Annotated in this window: 18 protein-coding genes; 10 read left to right on the forward strand and 8 right to left on the reverse strand. The window is 64.2% G+C overall.

Going from position 1 to position 19,472, the window contains the following annotated elements; all coding sequences use genetic code 11:
- Window positions 1–201 precede the first annotated feature (201 nt).
- Complete coding sequence (locus tag ACP146_RS16950) at window positions 202–624, forward strand: DUF2946 family protein (protein ID WP_425032903.1); 423 nt, start codon at window positions 202–204, stop codon at window positions 622–624.
- Window positions 625–739: 115 nt separating this feature from the next.
- Window positions 740–1,303 carry a copper chaperone PCu(A)C gene (locus ACP146_RS16955; protein WP_422367932.1) on the forward strand — a complete coding sequence of 188 codons (564 nt, stop codon included), beginning with the start codon at window positions 740–742 and terminating at the stop codon, window positions 1,301–1,303.
- Here the strand turns inward: ACP146_RS16955 and ACP146_RS16960 are convergent.
- Window positions 1,300–2,175 (reverse strand): 3-keto-5-aminohexanoate cleavage protein, encoded by an 876-nt coding sequence (locus tag ACP146_RS16960; RefSeq protein ID WP_422367933.1) that lies wholly within the window; start codon window positions 2,173–2,175, stop codon window positions 1,300–1,302. The genes ACP146_RS16955 and ACP146_RS16960 overlap by 4 nt on opposite strands.
- The gene (locus tag ACP146_RS16965; RefSeq protein ID WP_422367934.1) at window positions 2,172–3,512 is read right to left on the reverse strand and encodes an aspartate aminotransferase family protein; all 1,341 of its coding nucleotides are present in this window, start codon (window positions 3,510–3,512) and stop codon (window positions 2,172–2,174) included. Before ACP146_RS16965 ends, ACP146_RS16960 begins: the two co-directional genes overlap by 4 nt.
- 297 nt (window positions 3,513–3,809) lie before the next feature.
- Here ACP146_RS16965 and ACP146_RS16970 point away from each other — a divergent pair, with 297 nt between their 5' ends.
- Together ACP146_RS16970 and ACP146_RS16975 are read left to right on the forward strand one after the other, a co-directional pair.
- Window positions 3,810–4,325, forward strand: coding sequence for an adenine phosphoribosyltransferase (locus ACP146_RS16970; RefSeq protein ID WP_422367935.1), 516 nt, complete (start codon window positions 3,810–3,812; stop codon window positions 4,323–4,325).
- Between the two features lie 190 nt (window positions 4,326–4,515).
- Entirely contained in the window at window positions 4,516–6,717 is a 2,202-nt protein-coding gene (locus tag ACP146_RS16975; protein ID WP_422367936.1) for a PAS-domain containing protein, read from the forward strand.
- A gap of 28 nt (window positions 6,718–6,745) precedes the next feature.
- On the opposite strand, the gene ACP146_RS16980 is transcribed toward ACP146_RS16975, so the two are convergent.
- Both ACP146_RS16980 and ACP146_RS16985 read right to left on the reverse strand, forming a co-directional pair.
- The gene (locus tag ACP146_RS16980; protein ID WP_422367937.1) at window positions 6,746–7,993 is read right to left on the reverse strand and encodes an amidase; all 1,248 of its coding nucleotides are present in this window, start codon (window positions 7,991–7,993) and stop codon (window positions 6,746–6,748) included.
- A gap of 117 nt (window positions 7,994–8,110) precedes the next feature.
- A complete protein-coding gene (locus tag ACP146_RS16985; protein WP_422367938.1) occupies window positions 8,111–8,416 on the reverse strand; it encodes a hypothetical protein in 306 nt (101 codons plus the stop codon).
- Window positions 8,417–8,648: 232 nt separating this feature from the next.
- Between ACP146_RS16985 and ACP146_RS16990 the strand changes: the two genes are divergently transcribed.
- Window positions 8,649–10,061, forward strand: coding sequence for an amidase (locus ACP146_RS16990; RefSeq protein WP_422367939.1), 1,413 nt, complete (start codon window positions 8,649–8,651; stop codon window positions 10,059–10,061).
- 20 nt (window positions 10,062–10,081) lie between these two features.
- On the opposite strand, the gene ACP146_RS16995 is transcribed toward ACP146_RS16990, so the two are convergent.
- The 4 genes from ACP146_RS16995 to ACP146_RS17010 all read right to left on the reverse strand — a co-directional run bounded on the left by ACP146_RS16995 (window position 10,082) and on the right by ACP146_RS17010 (window position 14,160).
- On the reverse strand, window positions 10,082–10,666 hold the full coding sequence (locus tag ACP146_RS16995) for a retropepsin-like aspartic protease family protein (RefSeq protein ID WP_422367940.1): 585 nt from the start codon (window positions 10,664–10,666) through the stop codon (window positions 10,082–10,084).
- Window positions 10,667–10,855: 189 nt separating this feature from the next.
- Window positions 10,856–11,653, reverse strand: a complete 798-nt coding sequence (locus ACP146_RS17000) for an SDR family NAD(P)-dependent oxidoreductase (RefSeq protein ID WP_422367941.1) — start codon at window positions 11,651–11,653, stop codon at window positions 10,856–10,858.
- Between the two features lie 30 nt (window positions 11,654–11,683).
- Entirely contained in the window at window positions 11,684–13,048 is a 1,365-nt protein-coding gene (locus ACP146_RS17005; protein ID WP_422367942.1) for a sn-glycerol-1-phosphate dehydrogenase, read from the reverse strand.
- Between the two features lie 41 nt (window positions 13,049–13,089).
- Entirely contained in the window at window positions 13,090–14,160 is a 1,071-nt protein-coding gene (locus ACP146_RS17010; protein WP_422367943.1) for an ABC transporter ATP-binding protein, read from the reverse strand.
- Window positions 14,161–14,349: 189 nt separating this feature from the next.
- Between ACP146_RS17010 and ACP146_RS17015 the strand changes: the two genes are divergently transcribed.
- The 5 genes from ACP146_RS17015 to ACP146_RS17035 all read left to right on the forward strand — a co-directional run bounded on the left by ACP146_RS17015 (window position 14,350) and on the right by ACP146_RS17035 (window position 19,410).
- Window positions 14,350–15,687, forward strand: a complete 1,338-nt coding sequence (locus ACP146_RS17015; RefSeq protein ID WP_422367944.1) for an ABC transporter substrate-binding protein — start codon at window positions 14,350–14,352, stop codon at window positions 15,685–15,687.
- A gap of 224 nt (window positions 15,688–15,911) precedes the next feature.
- On the forward strand, window positions 15,912–16,796 hold the full coding sequence (locus ACP146_RS17020; RefSeq protein WP_422367945.1) for a carbohydrate ABC transporter permease: 885 nt from the start codon (window positions 15,912–15,914) through the stop codon (window positions 16,794–16,796).
- The gene (locus ACP146_RS17025) at window positions 16,793–17,608 is read left to right on the forward strand and encodes a carbohydrate ABC transporter permease (RefSeq protein WP_422367946.1); all 816 of its coding nucleotides are present in this window, start codon (window positions 16,793–16,795) and stop codon (window positions 17,606–17,608) included. The genes ACP146_RS17020 and ACP146_RS17025 overlap by 4 nt, the downstream gene beginning before the upstream one ends.
- Window positions 17,608–18,402, forward strand: a complete 795-nt coding sequence (locus ACP146_RS17030; protein ID WP_422367947.1) for an HAD family hydrolase — start codon at window positions 17,608–17,610, stop codon at window positions 18,400–18,402. Before ACP146_RS17025 ends, ACP146_RS17030 begins: the two co-directional genes overlap by 1 nt.
- A 21-nt stretch (window positions 18,403–18,423) precedes the next feature.
- Window positions 18,424–19,410, forward strand: a complete 987-nt coding sequence (locus ACP146_RS17035; RefSeq protein ID WP_422367948.1) for a sugar-binding transcriptional regulator — start codon at window positions 18,424–18,426, stop codon at window positions 19,408–19,410.
- Window positions 19,411–19,472: the final 62 nt, after the last annotated feature.

Here is a 19,472-nt window from a genome sequence, read left to right on the forward strand (position 1 = left end):
CGCTGTTGTTGTGGGTCCATTCAACACAGTTCCTAAGCAAATTGTCCACCCCGTAGTTGCAAGCCAACGAACAACTGCGCCTGTAACCCATGGTTAAGAACCCCGGTTTCGCGGCGCTCTGTCGCAGGGCGCGGGCTGGCTCGCCCCGGGATTCTGACCTATGCTCTGCCGGTAATGCGCAGATTAAGCCGAAAACCGGTATTGAAGCGGGCGGCAGGAACCCTGGTGTTCCGCCGATTCGCTGCGGCTTTGGCCTCTGTCGCCTTGATGGGGCACAGCCTTGCCATGCTGCTGGCCGTCGCCCTGACGCCGACAGCCAATGCATCCCCCTTGCCGGCCTTTATGGAGATCTGCACCCCCGAGGGGATCGTCTACCTGCCTTTCGACCAGCCGTTGAATCAGGATGCGCCCCAGGGCCCTGAAAGGCACCATTCGGGCAAGTCTCTGGATGGATGCCCGGTCTGCACGGCCTTCGGCCAGTTGAGCGGTGCGACCCCGCCGGCGGCTGCGACGCCGGTTGCACTCGGCGGCGGCGTGGAGCCTTTGCTCTGGCATCAGGCAACCGCCCAGCAACATCAAACGGCCCGGCTTCCCCAGAGCCGCGCGCCGCCGCGCCGGGCCTAGGCGCACACCACTTCCAGCAAGCAAATTGACAGACTGACACCTGCCGCCGACCGGCGCAGGGCCGGCACCGCGGCTTTTCCGGGTAGCCGGCAAGACTCAAAGAGGACTTTCACTGATGCGATACCGTATTGCTTTTCTGCCGCTCCTGGCAGCCGCGCTCGGCCTTATGCTTTCCGCCGCCCTGCCCGCACAGGCCCACGACTTCACCGTCGGCGGCCTGAAGATCGATCATCCCTGGGCCCGCGCGACCCCCGGCCAAGCCAAGAACGGTGCGGCCTATCTTGTAATCCACAGCAGCGAGGCCGCGGACGACCGCTTGGTTGCGGCCGCCACTGACGTTGCCCAGCGTGTCGAACTGCACAATCACCTGAACGTCGACGGCGTGATGCAGATGCGTGAGGTAGAGGGAATCGACGTGCCTGCCGGCGGCATGGCAACGCTGAAGCCCGGCAGCTTCCACGTGATGCTGATGGGCCTTAAAGCGCCCCTGAAAGAGGGGGAAAGCTTTCCTCTCACGCTGACCTTCGAGAAGGCCGGCAGCACCACGGTTGAGGTCAATGTCGAAGCTGTTGGTTCCATGGGCTCCATGTCCGGCGATATGAAGCACGACGGCATGGAAAAGATGGACCATGACCACGCGGACCATGACCACATGGATCACGGCACCAAGAACAACTAATTCGCTGGTGCCTCGCCCCGCATGATGCGGCGCGCGGTTGCGGCATCGGCCAGAGGACGGCCGATCGCCGCCGCCGCAGCCGCGGCGGCGGCGACCAGCGCGGCATTGTCAGGTGCCTGAACGCCCGAAGGCAGCATCAGGTTATTCTCGAATCCCACCCTTGCATGACCGCCGAGGGCCGCCGCCGTCGCCACGCAGGCGGTCTCCAGCGCCCCGAAGGCGCAGAGCGCCCAGGGCAAATCCCGGAGGTTCGGCGCCGCTGCTCTGGCCGCAAGGAAAGCCAACAGATCAGACGGCTGAGAGCGCTGACCCGGAGAATAGCGCCCCAACACGAAAAGCAGGAAAGCCGGCCCCGGAGGCACGACGCCGGAGGCCCGCAGGGCGGCGAAGCGTGCCACATCGTCTGAGTCGTAAAGGATGTATTGCGGCATGATCCCGGCCCCGGCTAACCAGGCCAGAAAGCGCGCGGCCGCGGGCTCGCTTTCGGCATCGGGTAGGATTTCGCGCACCGCCAGGCTCACCGCCTCCGGCTCCACATCGCGCACCATCGCCATCTGCTGTTCGGCGCTGTAGACGCCGACAGCCTCGCTTGTCACCTGAACAACAAGATCGTCGCCGACCCGTTCGCGCACCGCGGCGATCGCTTCACGGTAGGCATCCGCATCGAGACTGTGCTTCTCCTCGCCGTCGCGCACATGAAGATGGATCATCGCCGCGCCTGCCGCCAAGGCGTCGGCGGCGGTGTCGGCGATTTCCGACGCCGTGATCGGCAAGGCGGGATGGTCCCGTTTCGTCTTACGCGCACCGTTGGGCGCAACCGCAAGAATCAGCGGCGACCAATCTGCACCATTGCCGCCCGAGGCCGCGGTCACGCCGGCACCGCAATCTCATTCAAAACGCCGTCGACCGCCCGGCCCAGTTTATCCACCAGTTCCTCGACCTGGTCCTGTTGGATGATAAAGGGCGGCGCCAGGAGTACATGATCGCCGCGCCGGCCGTCGGCCGTACCACCGCCGGGGTAGCAGACCAGGCCTTCGGCCATGGCGCGCTTCTTGATCCTGGCGTTGATCTTAAGCGCCGGATCGAAAGGCTCTTTGCTGCCGCGTTCGGCGACCAGTTCCAGACCGATGAAGAGGCCACGCCCGCGAATGTCGCCGACGTGGTGGTGGTTGCCGAAGCGCGCCGCCAGAGCATCGTGCAGAACCGCGCCCTGCCGCTGCACATTGGCCAGAAGATCTTCCCCTTCGATGGTCTGTTGAACAGCCAGCGCCGCCGCACAGGCGGTGGCATGGCCGATGTAGGTGAAGCCGTGTTCGAAGGCGCCGCTGCCCTCGGCAATGGTGTCGTAGATGCTGTGAGAGGCCAGCATCGCGCCGATCGGCTGATAGCCGCCGCCAAGCCCCTTGGCGCAGGTCAGGATGTCCGGCGAGATGCCGTCCTGCTCACAGGCATAGAGGCTGCCGGTGCGACCCATGCCGCACATCACCTCGTCGAGGATCAGAAGAACCCCGTGGCGGTCGCAGATTTCGCGGATGCGCTTGAAATAGCCGGGCACCGGCGGCACCACGCCGGCGGTGGCACCGACCACCGGTTCGGCGATGAAACCGGCGACGTTTTCCGGACCCAGGCATTGGATCTCCTCCTCCAGGGCGTCGGCGGCGCGCAGGCCATAGGCCTCCGCCGTCTCATCGGCTTTTTGATGGCGGTAGGCATAGCAGGGCGCGATATGGCTGGCCGGCATCAGCAGGGGATCGAAAGGCGCGCGCCGGGCGGCATTGCCGCCCACCGAAAGCGCGCCGAGGGTATTGCCGTGATAGCTCTGCTGACGGGCAATGAAACGGTGGCGGGAAGGTTCGCCGCGCTCCAGATGAAACTGCCGGGCAAGTTTCAGCGCCGTCTCATTGGCTTCCGACCCTCCGGAAACGAAGTAGACACGCGCCAAGCCTTCCGGCGCCCGCGTGATCAGATGCTCGGCCAGGGCTTCTGAGGCCTCGTTGGTGAAAAAGCCGCTGTGGGCATAGGCCAGCTTGTCGACCTGACCCTTGATGGCGCGGATCACCGCCGGATGGCCGTGGCCGAGGCAGGAGACAGCGGCCCCACCGGAGGCGTCCAGATAGCGCCGCCCCTCTGTGTCGACCAGGTAGGCCCCTTCACCGGCGCAGGCGGTCGGGTAGCTCGCTTTGCTGTGGCGTGGAAAAATGTAGCTCACGGGTTGGCTCTCTCGGGCTGTCGCCGGACGGCGGGTGTGATGACAAATAAGACACCCGGCACCTGATGCCGACAAGCCTTCATTGCCGGCAGGTAAACAAATTGCCCTCAGAGATGAACAATGGGCGCCAGACAGCAGGGGCCGAGCTTCGCGTTGTCCCCTAGTTCGCGTTGTCTCTGGGAATGAGGGCCAGTAGGATGCGCCGGCACTCGCCGAAAGCGGGTGCGCGGGGCGAAACACCGACGGCGCGATGCCGCCGGGCAGGCAGAGCTAAAAAATGGGGGCACCTGGAAAGTCATGGACCTGAAGAATCACATCCGTTCGATTCCGGATTTTCCGAGCCCGGGCATCTTGTTTTACGACATCTCCCCGCTCCTGGCCCACCCGGCGGCCTGGCAGGCAACGGTCGAGCGTCTGGCGGCCATCGTCGAGGAACACCAGCCGGACGTCCTGGCCGGCATCGAATCCCGCGGCTTCCTGGTGGCCGCCCCGCTGGCCCTGCGGCTGAATCTCGGCTTCGTCATGGTGCGCAAAAAGGGCAAGCTGCCGGGGGCGACGATTCCCTATACCTACGACCTGGAGTACGGCACCGACACCATCGAGATCCAGGCCGACGCCGTAGCGCCGGGCCAGAAGGTGTTTCTGGTCGACGACTTGCTCGCCACCGGCGGGACAATGAATGCAGCAGCACAACTCCTGCGATCTGCGGGGGCTGAGGTGACCGGCGCGGCCTGCATCATCGAACTGACCTTCCTGAAGGGCCGCGATAATCTGGACATGCCGATTACCACCCTGTTGCCCTACGACAGCTAAATCGCTTTGGGCGCGAAAACTTCTCTTTCCGAGGTCTCCTGACGGCGATTCCTTCAGAGTCGGTTAACCTTCTCTGGGCTATCTCTCGAAGTTCGCGCTTGCCCGGTAATGTGCGGACTCCCGCGGTTTGGCGACCGCGCCGGCCCCTCAGAAAACGGCAAGCGTCCGGTTGTCGGGGTGCGTCGATTTCATGCCTGCTGAGGCTACTAGCTTTTCCTTTGCCGCGGTCATGCTGGTCACAGCCATGGCGCCAGCCATGCTGGCCGCGATGGCGCTGACCTTCGACCGTCAGCGCGGCGGCACCCCGGCACTGAAGTGGTGGTCCGCCAGTCTGGCGATGGTCGCCGTTCAACTGGGCGCCCTCGCCGTCTCATCCTGGACCTTCCCGGACTGCTTCGAGGCAATCCACGAGGGCGGGCAGGCAATCATCGCCTTCCTGCTGTTGGGCGGCACCCTTAGCTTTCTGGGATATCGCACCTACCTGCGGGCGATTCTGCTTGCGGTAACCGTGGTCTTCATCGGCACCTCCAGCTGCATTGCCTACCCCGAAGTGCCGACCCTGGTCTTTCTCGCCCTGCGGCTCGGCGCCATAGCCGCTGTCGGGCTGGCCGGCATTCTTTTCTGGCGCCGCTACCGCGACCAAGGCCAAAAGGCGGCAATTTTCTGCGCCGGGCCGCTGCTGGTCTTCGCGACCTACCTGCTCGCCGAACTGCTGCGCATCCTGCTCGACCCGGCGATGACCGCGCTCAACCCCGCCGGCGACTGGCGGGTGATCCTGCACACCGGACTGGTCCTGCTGTGCATGATCTGCATGATCTTCGCGGTACAGGATGCGCTTCACAGTGCGAAGACCTCGGCAGAGGCCGTGGCCGACAGCAAGTCACGCCTGGTGACTGCGATCATCGAGAACATTCCGGTTGGCGTCTGCATCTTCGATGCCGATCTGCAGCTCGTCGCCTTCAACAGGGAACTGAGCAAGCTCCTCGGCCTGCCCCTGGAGATGCTGGAGCGCGGCACCAGTTTCAGGGAACTGACCCGCTTCAACGGACAACGGGGCGAGTATGGCGAGGTTGATGTCGAAGCCGAGGTCGAACGCCGCACCTCTATCCTCCTGAACAATCTCCAAATCAGAATGGAACGCCGGCGCCCCGACGGCTGCGTTCTGGAGATGCGGACCCGGCGCCTCGCGAACGGCGGCTATGTGATGGTCTATACCGACATTACAGAGACCAAGAAGATCGAAGCCGCCCTGCGCAAGAGCGAGCAGCGTTATGAACTTGCCTTGAGGGGCGCCAACGAGGGAATCTGGGAGTGGGGCGACGAAATCAACGGCGTCTACCTCTCCAGGCGCTTGCGGGAAATCGTCTGTCTTCATGGCTTCGGTCCGACGGTATCGGCAGACGAATGGTACAGCCACGTCCACCCCGAAGATCTCAGCGCCATGCGTGCGAGAATGCGCGATCATCTGCGCGGCAAGTCCGCGTATTACGATCACGAGTACCGCGTCCGGGGCGACGACGGACAGTATCGCTGGGTTCGCCTGCGCGGTCTGGGACTGCGCGATGAGGCGGGCCACGTCTATCGCATGTCGGGCTCCCTCAGCGATGTGACGGAGGGCAAGGCCGCGGAACAGGAGCTTCTGCGCGCCAAGGAAGCAGCCGAGATGGCCAACCGCACAAAGGGCGAGTTCCTGGCGACCATGAGCCATGAACTGCGGACGCCTTTGAATGCCATCATCGGATTTTCGGAACTGATCGATCAACAGGTCTTCGGGCCCGTCGGGCACGAGAACTATTGCGACTACATCAAGAATATCCACGAAAGCGGCAGCCACCTTCTGACGATCATCAACGACATCCTCGATGTCTCAAAGGCTGAAGCCGGGATGATCGATCTCTACGAAGAAGACGTGGATCTGCGCGAGGTCGTCGCCTCCGGGCTGCGTCTTATCGGGCCCAGAGCCCGGGAAAGCGCCATCGAGCTGGAAACCGACTTCAAGATGCCTCTGGCGCTGGTGCGGGCCGACCAGCGCCGCCTGAAACAGGTGTTGATCAATCTGCTTTCCAACGCTGTGAAGTTCACGCCCCGCGGCGGAAAGATCGTCGTGAAGGCCTGGGCGAGCCCCGATGAGGGGGCCGGCTTTGCGGTCATCGACAACGGCATCGGGATCGCCGAGAAAGACAAGACCCGAATGCTGGAGCCTTTTACCCAAGTCGAATCCGGCCTCAGCCGCAGCCACGAGGGAACCGGCCTGGGCCTGCCGCTCTGCCGCGCGCTGCTGGAACTGCACGGCGGCCGCTTGGTTATGGAAAGCACCCTTGGGGAAGGCACCGACATCGGCGCCCATCTGCCTGCAGAACGGGTCAGCACCACCTTTGTCGACGCGGCCTAGAGCAGAGCCGGACCCGAGAACTCAAACTCTAGAGATCGCCGCGCTCTTCGGGTACCCGGCAGAATTCTTCGGCGAACATCAAGAGGTCGGCATCGCTGCCGAAAGGGGCCATCAGCGACAGGCCGACCGGACAGCCGTCAACCCTTGCAAGGGGCAGCGTGATCTCGGGCAGGCGCGAGAGCCCGCCGATCGACGTCAGACTCAGCACGGCGGAGCGATGCGTGCGCAGCGCTTCGGCGTCTTCATCACTGCGCGGTGCGATACCCGGGGCCGTCGGCAGCACGATCAGTGCGTCCTCTCCCAACAGAGTACCCATGTGATCGGCAAAGGTCTCGCGAAGCGGCTTTGCCTCCGCCACCTGTTCGTCGGTGATGCTGTGCACCCAGTCGAAGCGCTCCTGAATCTCCGGCCCGAAACGCGGCCGGGCTTCGGCAACCCAATCCCCGAGCGCGACGACGATTTCCCGCGCCTGCAGATGGCGGAAATGCCACATCCAGTCCTCCAGGCCCAGTCCGGCAGTAGCCGCCTGCACTCTCGTTGCAGCGCCAATCCTCTGCTCCAGCCGTTCGATGTGCGGCGCCAAGGCGGCCTGAACCGCCGGCGTTGCCAGGGCCAGGGCATCTTCGGCAAGCAGCAGCCGCTGCCAGCGTCCGGACTGACCCTCCCCGTCTTCCAGCAGGACACTTCCGACGCGCCGGAAAAGCTCGGCATCTCGGGCAAACCAGCCGACCGTGTCAAAGCTGGGGGCCAGGGGATTGACTCCCTCGAGAGAGATACGGCCGTGGCTCGGCCGCAGGCCGAAGAGGCCGCAATAGCTGGCCGGGATGCGCACCGACCCGCCCGTATCGCTGCCAAGAGCGGTATCGACAAGACCACCCGCGACGGCGGAAGCCGAGCCACAGGACGAGCCGCCGGTAATACGCCCCGGCGCGTTAACATTGGTCGGCATCCCGTAGTGAAAATTCTGACCGTTCAGGCTGAAGGCCATTTCGTCGGTAATGGTCTTGCCGGCAAGTGTCGCCCCGGCGTCCAGCAGGGCACGGACCGTCGGCGCGTGGCTGGCGGCCGGACCGTGACTGCGCGCCCAGTCCGGGTTGCCGCAGCCGGTCACAAAGCCCTCGACATCAAAAATGTCTTTTGAGGCGAAGCGCAGGCCCGCCAAGGGGCCGGTCTCGGCGCCGGCGATATGGGGTTGCGGCGCGGGAACGAAAGCGCCCAGCGCATCCCAGGGCGGTCGGCCGTCGTCCAGGCCGGCAAAAGGATCCTGCTGTGTCATGATGGCTCCCCCATTTTCAAGACCCGGGCTTTCGACACCCCGGCATTCAACATCCCGGGCCACCCGCGCCCCGCTTCCGCGCTCTCAGCATTCAGATCGAGGCAGGGGATAGAACCGCTAGGTCGCGGTTTCGTCAACCTCGGGTTCATCAGGACGCGGCGCCGGTTGGGGATCACGGCGTCGGATGATGATGTCTCCGTTGTCGAGCATTTCCGGCAGTTCGTATTGCGGAATGCTGTCGACCAGCAGCCTGAGCGCGCGCATCATTTGCTCGATGCCCTCGCGCGCCAGTTCGCCGGGACTTTCGTTCTCCGGCGGTTCCGCCGCCATGGCCCGGCCGCAAGGCCCCACGACAAGGCCGATCGCAACCAGAATTGCAGCCGCGAAAGCCGCAGGAATGAAGGCTTTTCGAGATGCGCGCATGGCATTGCTCCCTTGCCGCGACCCGGGGATGCAGGGGCATCCTTCCAGACCCGTTTGCGTCATTCCAGCAGTCTATACGCGAAAAGTGGCCAGTTTCGGGCAGAATTCCCGCAATCAACGGAAAGTCTCCCTCTCCCCTTGCGCGGTTCTCGACAGAGGCCCTTCCGGCATGCGAGGAATCGCTCCGCCAAAAGGCAGCCGTGCAGTCAAAAATGGGGGACGACCAAGGCGTATGACCGACGATATTGCAATGCTGACAGCCGAGGCACTGCTGGCCGCCTATCGGGCAGGAGAGATTTCGCCCGTAGATGCCACGCAGGCGGCCCTCACACGCATCGAGCGCTTCAACGGCCGGGTGAACGCCTTCAATCTGGTGGATGCCGAGGGCGCGCTGGCCGCCGCCGCAGAGTCGGCGGAGCGCTGGCGTCTGGGGGTACCGCGCGGCCGTCTGGACGGCTGCCCGGTGTCGATCAAGGACCTGCTGCTGACCGAGGGTTGGCCGACCCTGCGCGGATCCAAGGCCATCGACCGGCAGCAGAGCTGGGCCGAAGACGCACCGGCGGTGGCCCGGCTGAGGGAACATGGCGCCATCCTGCTGGGGAAAACCACATCACCCGAATTCGGTTGGAAGGGAGTTACGGATTCCCCCCTCGAAGGGATTACCCGCAACCCTTGGAATCCCGAAACCACGCCCGGCGGTTCCAGCGGCGGCGCTTCCGCAGCGGTTGCCGCCGGCATGGGCCCGCTGGCCCTGGGCACCGACGGCGGCGGATCGGTCCGCATTCCCGCCGGCTTCACCGGCATCTATGGCCTGAAGCCTTCTTTCGGACGCATACCCGCCTATCCGCTGAGCCCCTTCGGCACGGTATCCCACATCGGACCGATGACCCGAAGCGTCGGCGATGCGGCTCTGCTGTTGACGGTTCTCGCAGAACCGGACCCGCGCGATGCCTATGGCCTGCCCTACGACGGCGCCGACTATCAGCAGGGTTTGGATGACGGCGTAAAGGGCCTGCGGGTCGCTTTCTCGCCAAGCCTGGGCGGGCACACCGTCGATCCGGAAATCGCCGCTCTGGTGGCGAAGGCAGCCTGGGCTTTTGCCGATCTGGGCGCCGAGGTCGAATTGGCCGAGCCCGATCTGAGCGGGTCGGATGAGGTCTTTCGCTGCCTCTGGTATGCCGGCGCCGCGAACCTGATGCGCCGCTTCGATGCCGAGGCGCAGGCGCAGATGGACCCAGGATTTCAGGAGATCGCCGCCGAGGGAGCGCGCTACAGCCTGCTCGACTATCTGGCCGCCGTGGGACGCCGCGAAGAGCTGACGGTAGAGACGAACCTCTTTCACAAGGACTACGACATTCTGATCACGCCGAGCCTGCCGCTCGCGGCTTTCGAAGCAGGCCTGGAGGTGCCTCCCGGCAGCGGCATGGAGCGCTGGCCGGATTGGACGCCGTTCTCCTACCCCTTCAATCTGACGCAGCAGCCGGCGGCCTCTCTGCCCTGCGGGCTGACCTCGACCGGCCTGCCGATCGGCCTGCAGATCGTCGGACCACGCTATGCCGATGCTCTGGTGTTACGGGCCTCGCGCGCTTTCGAAGCCGCCTTTCCCTGGCAGTTCCCGGACCTGGAAACCAGCCTGGCCGGCTGACGGCTGTGCCGGCGGTTCGCCTACCAGGTCAAAACCAGGGTGTCGCCGCGCACCTGATAGCTTTCGAGGCGCTTCAGGAAGGTCATGCCGAGCAGCGAGATCGAGCCAGGCTGCTCGCCGACCGAGGCCGGAAGGTCGTAAAGTTCCATCTGCCCGATGCGCAGAGAGCGCAGTTTAACGGGCGCCGCGCGGATTTCTCCGCCGGCGGTGTCATAGCGCTCGCTGAAGGTCAGGCGGTTCGGCGTCCAACCCAGCTTTGCGGCGTCCTGGGGCGTTAGAAAAATCGAACTGGCGCCGGTGTCGACAAGGAAGCGCAGCGTCTCACCATTGACCTGGGCGTCGACCAGGAAATGCCCATGGGTTCCGGCCCTCAGGACAATATCCGAGCTCGCCGCGTTCGATTCGACAGACAGGCGGGTGGTCGCAGACGCGCTTGACGCTGGCGTCACGTCGCGGATCTGGGGCTCATGCGCCTCGGTGGCGGCATGATCACGATCCAACAGCAAGACGACGAAGATACCGGTCACCACGACCGCCATCGCCAGGCGCAGCGTGTACCCCAGCAAGCCCGTGCCGGTCCCCCCCTCTTCCTTGAAATCGGCCATGGCGGCTCCTTTCTGCCGGCATGCAGAATTGGCCGGGACAAAGCCCCGGCGACACCTCCCCCGATGCCGCCTCATGGTGCGACGCCTGGGTTAAGGGTCCTCTTATCTTCTTGGTTAAGCCCGGCCCGCCAGGCTGGTCGGAGAAGCCAGGGATTCTGCGCCTGTCCCGGCGGGACAAGGCTAACGGCCTCAAATCGAGGTGTAGCCACCCTCCAGCATCACAATCGCGCCGTTCATCAGGTCGGAGGCCGGGGAGGCCAGATAAAGGGCAAGGTCGGCCACCTCCACCGGTTCCCCGAAACGGCCCAGCGGCGTCTTGTCCAGCATCGGCTGACCCTTTGCCGGATCGCCCCAGACCTGACGGCCCATGGGAGTCATGATCACCGTCGGGCAGATCGCATTCACCTGCACATTGTGCTTTGCCCATTCCACCATCATCGCCTTGGTCAGGGCATTGAGCCCTCCCTTGGAGGCCGAATAGGCCGCATGGTCGTCGAGAGCGATGACCCCGGCCTGGGAAGAGACGTTGATGATCTTGCCGGCGCCCTGGGCGATCATTCCCGGGGCCAGGGCCTGGCCGAGCAGAAACGGCGCCCGCAGGTTGATCGCCATGGTGCGGTCCCAGTCCTCGACCGAGGCCTCAAGCAGAGGATCGATCAAGGCGACGCCGGCGCAGTTGACCAGAATGTCCACGCTGCCGAAGAACTCCAGCGCCTTGGCCGCAGCCTCCCGCGGCCCTTCGACCGTCGCCATATCGGCTTCGACAGCCAGCCCGCGCCGTCCCGCGGCCTCGATCCCGCCGATCACTTCGGCCAGCCCTGGCGCGTCGCGGCCGACGGCGACGATGTCGGCGCCCGCATCGGCAAAGACCGAACAGATTTCCGTACCGATGCCCTTTGACGCACCGGTCACCACCGCCCGCTTGCCTGAGATCGAGAAACGCTCGATCCAACGCCCCGATGCCGGTTCAGAGGTGCTCGCTGACATGACAATCTCCTCGCGCAGGAATGATTTCGTTCAGGACCGTAAATGCCCGTTACCTTGAAAGACCGCCTCCGTCGCGGCTTCCAAAAGGCCGGTCTCCGACAGGAAATCCAGAATCGTATAGCGGCTGCGCAGATAGCGCGCCCTGATGACCGTCGCTTTGTGATGCTCGGCAGAGAGCCCGATCTCCGCCGCCAGCGTGGGTGCCCCGGCGGCGGCGAGAAGATCGCGCATTGCGTCGAATCGCAGCAGTTGCGCTTTCAAGCGTTGGCGCAGCGCCGGCCAGGAGTCTTTGATCAGAGCCAGCCGGTCGGCGTGGGCCGTCTTGGACAGATGCTTGGCCTTGCTCTCGGTAAGCGCCCGCTCGGCAACGGCGGCGATGGGAAAGGCCGCATGGATCGCAGCCTCGATTTCCTTGAAATCAAGCGCTTGGGCCAGGATCTTTTCCGGCTCCAGCCTTTTCAGATCCTGGTCGATCAGCCAGTCGAAAAGCGCCAGCACCGTCAGGCTGCCGATGGCAACGCAGGCGCCATGAGACACCGGCAAACCCTCATGGCTGAGGTTTTCCATCTCCCAGAGATGGGCGATCTGATGATCGGCGCCGGAGGCCGGGCGCGAGGAGCCATGAAACTCCATCGCCAGGCCGGTCACCGTAAGCCCGGCGAAGAGGCCGGCCATAGCACCGGCCGACCCATTGCGCAGCGCGGCCGGGTCGGCAAGCCAACTTCGCAGGCGATCCTGCACCAGGGGCCAGGCGACATCGTCGAGGGGTTCGACCCCCAGGGCATCCGCCAAGATCCAATCGCCCCCGGCAGGCACCTTGCCGGCCAGATCGCCGTAGCCCCAGCCGGTCATCTCAGGCGGCGCCGCCGCGATGACGTCGAGGTCGGCCAGGATGGCGCGCGGCGGCGCGCAGGGTATGGTGTGCTTGAAGCCCCGGTCCACCAGCGGCGCGCCGGCGCTGGCATAGCCGTCCATGGAAGCAGCCGTCGCGACGCAGAAAAACGCTCGTCCCTCCTCGAAGGCCGCATGCTTCACAAGATCGTTGATGACGCCGGAGCCGACAGCAACAGGCACCGCGCCGGGGCTTGTCGCCTTCCAGCGGCGGCGCACTTCCGCACTGCGCTCAAGGCTCGGCTTCGGCCGCGGCTCGGCGGGCAGGATCAGGGTCTCGCAGGCGACACCCGCGGCGGTCAGATATCCAACCACGTCTCTGCCGGCGGCGGCGAAGGTATTGTCGTCGGCAACCAGAAAGGCCGACGTCTCACCGAAGCACTCGGCAAAAACCGCCGCCGTCTTTTCGAGAGCGCCGCTGTCCATGACGATGCGGTCTATATGCTGCGAGCGTGCCACCGCCGGCATCACGAGATCTTCGAGCTCGGCCTTCCAATCGGGCATGCCGTTCCCATCGCCCTCCGGTAACCTTGGGGCGCCGGACATCAGACGCGCAGGCTTTGCCCGTCGCCCCCAAAGAGGTGCAGGCGCCGGCTGTCGAGCTGGAGGCCGATGGTCTGCCCGGCGGCCAGCGGCGAGTCGCCCTCGGCTTTGATCACCAGACGGTCGCCCTCGGCGGTGCGGCAGTAGAGATAGGTTTCGCCGCCCAGAGCCTCGGTGACCTGAACCTCGGCATCGAGGATGCCCTGGCCCGGCGCGGCAAGATGCAGATGCTCCGGGCGGATGCCAAGGCGCGCCGGTCCGGGTTGCGGCGCGGCGCCGTCGATTGGAATGCGCCTGGCACCGTAGGCGGCGGTGAGACCGCCCGTCTCCGCCACCAGGTCGACATCCAGGAAATTCATGCTGGGGGCGCCGATAAAGTCGGCAACGAACTCGGTGGCCGGATGGTGATAGAGCTCCAGCGGCGGGCCGACCTGTTCGACACGGCCGCCGTTCAGCACCACGATCTTGTCGGCCATGGTCATCGCTTCGACCTGATCGTGGGTCACGTAGATCATGGTGGCGCCAAGCTGTTCGTGCAGCGCCTCCAACTCGACGCGCATCTGCACCCGCAGCTTCGCATCCAGGTTCGACAGCGGCTCATCGAAGAGAAAAACACGCGGCTCCTTGACGATGGCGCGGCCGATGGCAACCCGCTGTCGCTGGCCGCCGGAAAGCTGCCCCGGCTTGCGGTCCATCAGATCGTCAAGTTGCAGAATGCGCGCCGCCTCAGCGACCCGCGCCTGCCGTTCGGCAGGGGAGACGCCGTTGATCTTCATCCCGAATTCCATGTTCGCGCTGACCGTCATGTGCGGGTAGAGCGCGTAGGACTGGAAAACCATGGCCACGCCGCGGTCGGAAGGGGCGACCGCAGTCACATCCTCGCCGCCGATGGCGATGGTGCCGGCGGATATGGATTCGAGCCCGGCAATGGCGCGCAGAAGGGTCGACTTGCCGCAACCCGACGGCCCGACGAAGACGACGAATTCGCCGTCTTCGATGTCCAGCGACACGGCGGACAGCGCCTGAACCGCGCCATAGAACTTGTCAACGTTATCAAGGGCGACACGCGCCAAAAGCCTTCCCCCTGTTTATCGTTTACCGGCTGTCTTTCGCGCTGCTGCAGCCCATGGATGTGCCGCTCCGTGACGACACTGTCGTTGGCGATACCAGATCTATCGCTACCACGCACAAAAACAATTGTAAATCCAATAAGACATTTGTATGTTTCGATAACAACACAACAAAGGGAGGATCTGATGAGGATGAAATCAGCAGTTCGCGGCTTGGCCCTGGGGGCGGCGGCAAGCCTGTCGCTGAGCGCCGGGCAGGCCTTCGGCTGGTCGCTTGAGGAGGCCGCCAAGCCCTACGCCGGCACCACCGTCGATGTCGTCTTCCTGCTGCGCCCCGGCTACGAAGCGGCCGAGGAAGTGCTGCCGGAGTTCGAGGCCGCCACAGGCATCAAGGTCAACATCATCAAACACCCTTATGAAAATGCCTTGGGTGAACAGGTCCGCGACTTCGTGGCCGGCGGCGACCTGGACATTGCCCTGATCGATCTGGTCTGGATCGGCAATTTCGCCGAAAACGAATGGATCGTGCCGCTGGAAAAATTCACCTCGAACCCGGATCTGGCCGACCCGGAGCTGGACATCGACGACTTCTTTCCGCTGGTGCTGAACGCCTTCGGCGCCTGGAACGACACGGTCTACGGCCTGCCCTTCGATAACTACTCCGGCCTGATGTTCTACAATTCCTGCATGTTGAAGGAGGCCGGTTTCGACGGGCCGCCCAAGACCTGGACCGAACTGAAAGACGTCTACGGTCCGGCACTGACCAAAGACGGCAAGTACGCTTTCGCCCTGCAGTCCAAGCGCAACGAAACACAATCGGCGGACAGCTTCGCACGGGTGCTCTGGCCGTTCGGCGGCTCCTTCCTCGACAAGGACTTCAAGTCCAACCTGCTGTCCGAGGAGAGTCAGGCCGGCCTGAAGTTCCGTCAGGAGCTGATGCAGTACATGCCTGAAGGCATCGTCGCCTATGACCATGCCGAGACCGTCAATGCCCTGGCCCAGGGCGACGTCGCCATGATCACCGAGTGGTCGGCCTTTTATTCGACCCTGACCAGCCCCGAAACCTCCAAGCTCGGCGACTGTTTTGGCGTCGCGCCGGAGCCCATGGGCCCCGCCGGTCGCAAGCCGGCCCTGGGCGGTTTCTCTCTGGCCGTGGCCAGCCAGGCTGACGAGGACGAGCAGGCGGCCGCCTATCTCTTCATCCAGTGGGTGACCTCCAAGGCCAATGCCAAACGCTATCTGGACATGGGCGGCGTGCCGGCCCGCCAAAGCGTCTACAAGCTGCCGGGCGTGGCCGAGCAGTACCAGTTCGTCGATGCCCTGGTCGAGTCCTGGCAGGACGGCGTGCCGGAGTTCCGTCCCCGCTTCGCCGAGTGGCCGGAAATCACCGAGATCGTCCAGGAGTGGGGCACCAAGATCATGCTGGGCGATGTGACCACCGAGGAAGGCGCGGCCGAACTCGGCAAGCGGATGGAAGCGGTGCTGGAAGAGGCCGGTTACTACGCCGGTGAAAAGCCGCTGGCCCAGTAGTCGCTTGCGCCAGTAATTGCGTCCCCCTGTCGTTGCTTTCCCCAGTATTTGCTTTCCGGGGACGACTCTACCCGGGCGAGCGATCCTCCCTGGCGGCGAGGCGGAACGGACCTGATCGGTTCCCCTCGCCGTTATTTTTGCCGGACAGGTTTGCATGCTTTTGCCAAACCGGCTTTGGTAGAGTCATCCGACCGTTTCGATCCTTGAAGAGGGGCTGAACCATTATGCAGGCAGGCCGCGTCAGCCGGCTCACCGTCTTTGGCTTCCTCGGCCCGGCGGTGCTCAGCCTGGCCCTGATCGGGATCGTGCCGCTGGTCTTCGCGATCTATACCTCGCTCCACAAGTACCAGCTCACCAACCTGCGCCGCACCCCTTTCCTGGGTTTGGAGAACTATCAAACAGTCCTGAGCGATCCGTCTTTTTGGGACGCCATGCAGCGCACCATGACCCTGCTGGTCATCGTGCTGCCTCTGCAGTTGATGATCGGTATGGGCATCGCCCTGCTGCTGCATCGCCCCGGCCTCGGATTCCTGAAAACCCTTACCCGGCTGTCGCTGGTGGTGCCCATGGCGACCACCTATGCCGTGGTCGGGCTGCTCGGCCAGATCACCTTCAATCTGAAATACGGTGTGGTGAACCAGTTGATCGGCTTCCTCGGCTTCGATCCGGTGAACTGGCTCGGCGATCCGACCAACGCCTTCATCACCATCGCCTTCTGGGATGTTTGGCAATGGACGCCGTTCTGCGCGCTTGTGCTGCTGGCGGGGCTGACCACCGTCCCCGGTGAAATCGAAGAAGCGGCAAGACTGGAAACCAAGAAGTGGTGGACGATCCTCCGCCATGTGCAGCTTCCCTTCTTGATCCCCGGCCTGACGGCGATCCTGATTCTGCGCACCGCCGACACCCTGAAGCTCTTCGACATGGTCTTCACCCTGACCCGCGGCGGGCCCGGCTCCTCCACCGAGCTGATCAGCCTGCTGATCCAGCGGGTCGGCTTCCGCGTCTTCGACCAGGGCCTCGCCTCGGCCCAGGCGATTATCTTATTGATCATCACCATCCTGCTCAGCCAACTCTACATCCGGCTGATCTATCGGGAGGTCGAGCAATGACCAACCGCAGTCTTTTTCTTCAGATCCTGCTGCTGGTGGCGATCGTCCTTTTCTGCCTCTTCCCGTTCTACTGGATGGTGACCACCAGCCTGAAGGACCAGGTCGTCGCCTTGGCTTCACCGCCGGTCTGGACCTTCGCCCCGACCTTCGACAACTACATCGAGGCCCTCTTCGAGGACAAGGTGGGGGCCAGTCTGATCAACTCCCTGATCGTTGCCGTGTCGACGACCCTTCTAGCCCTCGTGCTCGGCGCACCGGCGGCCTATGCCCTCGCCCGCTTCGAGTTTCGCGGCAAGCGCGACCTCTGGTTCTGGTTCATCACCAACCGCATGGTCAGCCCCATCGTGCTCGCCCTGCCCTTCTTCCTCATCGTGCGCAGTCTCGGCCTGCTCGACACCCATCTGGTGCTGATCCTGATCTACCTCACCTTCAACCTGCCGATCGTCATCTGGATCTGCACCGACCAGTTCCGCTCCATCCCGCGCGACCTGGACGAGGCGGCAACCCTGGAGGGCGCCAGCCAGTTCCGCATCTTCCGCTCGATCTGCTTGCCGCTCGCCGCGCCCGGACTGGCCGTCTCGGCGATTTTTTCCTTCATTTTCTCCTGGAACGAGTTGATGTTCGCCCTGGTGCTGACCCGCACCGCCGCCAAGACCGCCCCGGCGATCGCCGTCGGCTTCATGGAAGGCTACAACCTGCCTTACGGAAAGATCATGGCGACTTCCACGCTGATCGTCATTCCGGTGATTATCTTCGCCCTCATCGCCTCCAAGCAGTTGGTGCGCGGCCTGACCATGGGCGCGGTTAAGTAATGGCGCTCCAGCCCCTCGCCGATTTTCCCGCCGAGGCACTGCGCCGCCTGCGCTTCGTCCTCGCCGACATCGACGATACGGTGACCGAAGACGGCCGCCTGCCCGCCGCCAGCCTCGAAGCGATGGAGCGGCTTTCGGCCGCCGGCCTGCACGTGATCCCGGTCACGGGACGCCCGGCCGGATGGTGCGATCACATCGCCCGGATGTGGCCGGTCGATGCCGTGGTCGGGGAGAACGGCGCCTTTTACTTCGCCTATGATCCTGCGCAGCGGCGTATGCACCAGGGCTTCGCCAAGAGCGCAGAGGCGCGCAAAACCGACCGCCGGCGCCTGGAACAACTGCGCGAACATATCCTGGCCGCAGTGCCGGGCTCCGGCGTCGCCTCAGACCAGGACTACCGCATCGCCGACCTTGCCATCGACTTCTGCGAAGACGTCGCCCCCCTCTCCGATGATGCGGTCGCACGCATCGTGACCCTCTTCAAGGAAGCCGGGGCGACGGCCAAGGTGAGCTCGATCCATGTGAACGGCTGGTTCGGCGACTACGACAAGCTCTCCATGACCCGGCGCTGCCTGAAGGAGCGCTTCGGCCTCGACATGGACCGGGCGAAAGCGGAAATCGTCTTCGCCGGAGACTCGCCCAACGACCAGCCGATGTTTGCCTATTTCGAAAATGCCGTGGGTGTGGCAAACGTCCGCGACTTCGATCTTGCAGCGCCACCGAACTGGATTACCCGGCAGCGCTCCGCCGCCGGCTTTCAGGAACTGGCGGATGCAATCCTCGAAGCGCGGTAAGGACACGGGGTACGGCAGGCTATGGTGCGGGCGCCCAAGACACTTCAGATAGACGAGGAAGAGCGCTTCCTCGCCCGGGTCGCCTGGTTCTATCATGTCGAAGGCCTGACCCAGGGCGCGGTGGCCGAGCGTCTGGGCGTCACCCGCCTGCGGGTGAACAAGGCCCTGGCCGATGCCCGCCGCCTCGGCATCGTGCGTATCTCCATCAATTCGAGCTTCGGTTCCTGCGCGGAGATAGAGGCGCGGCTGAAATCGCGCTTCGGACTGGAAGAGGCCTTTATCGTTCCCAGCCCCGCCGACCCCGGCAACGTGCAGACCATCGTCGGCACCGCCCTCGGCCACCACCTTACCCGTCTTCTGGCAGATCCACAGATCAGGCTGTTCGGTATGTCCTGGGGCAACACGCTTAATCTGGCCACCCGATTCATGGAGCCGGTGCACCGCCCGGACCTGGAAATCGTCTCGATGATGGGCGGCATGACCAAGGGCTCCGACATCAACACCTTCGAGGTGACGACCCGCCTCGCCGATCTCTGCGGCGCCCAGCACAGCTATTTCACGGCGCCGCTTTATACCGGCTCCAAGGAAAGCCGCGACACCCTGATGGGGCTCGATGTCTTTCGCGCGGTACTGGACAAGATCCGACGCGTCGACGCAGTCACCATGGCGGCCGGCGACATGAGCGCGGCATCGATCCTGGTGAACGACGGCCTGCCCGGCGACATCGCGGTCGAGGAACTGATCGAAGCCGGCGCCGTGGGCGACATCCTCGGCCAGTTCCTGGATGCGCAGGGCCAAGTGGTCGATCACCCCATCAACGACCGGGTCATCGGCGTAGGCATGAAGGATCTCTTCGACATGAGGTCGGTGATCCTGGCCGCCGGCGGCGCGCATAAGGTACCGATCCTGGCCGCCGCCCTGGGCAGCGGCGCGGTCGATGCCTTCATTTCCGACGAGGATACCGCCGAGGCGGTGCTGAAAGCCGCCGACACGCAGGCCGGGGACTAATATCGGCGGCGTTGCCATCGCCCGGAAAAATCATCACTTTGTCTCTTCAGGACCAGGAACAA

This window comes from Pelagibius sp. (genome assembly GCF_965249265.1).
Lineage (GTDB): Bacteria > Pseudomonadota > Alphaproteobacteria > Kiloniellales > Kiloniellaceae > Pelagibius.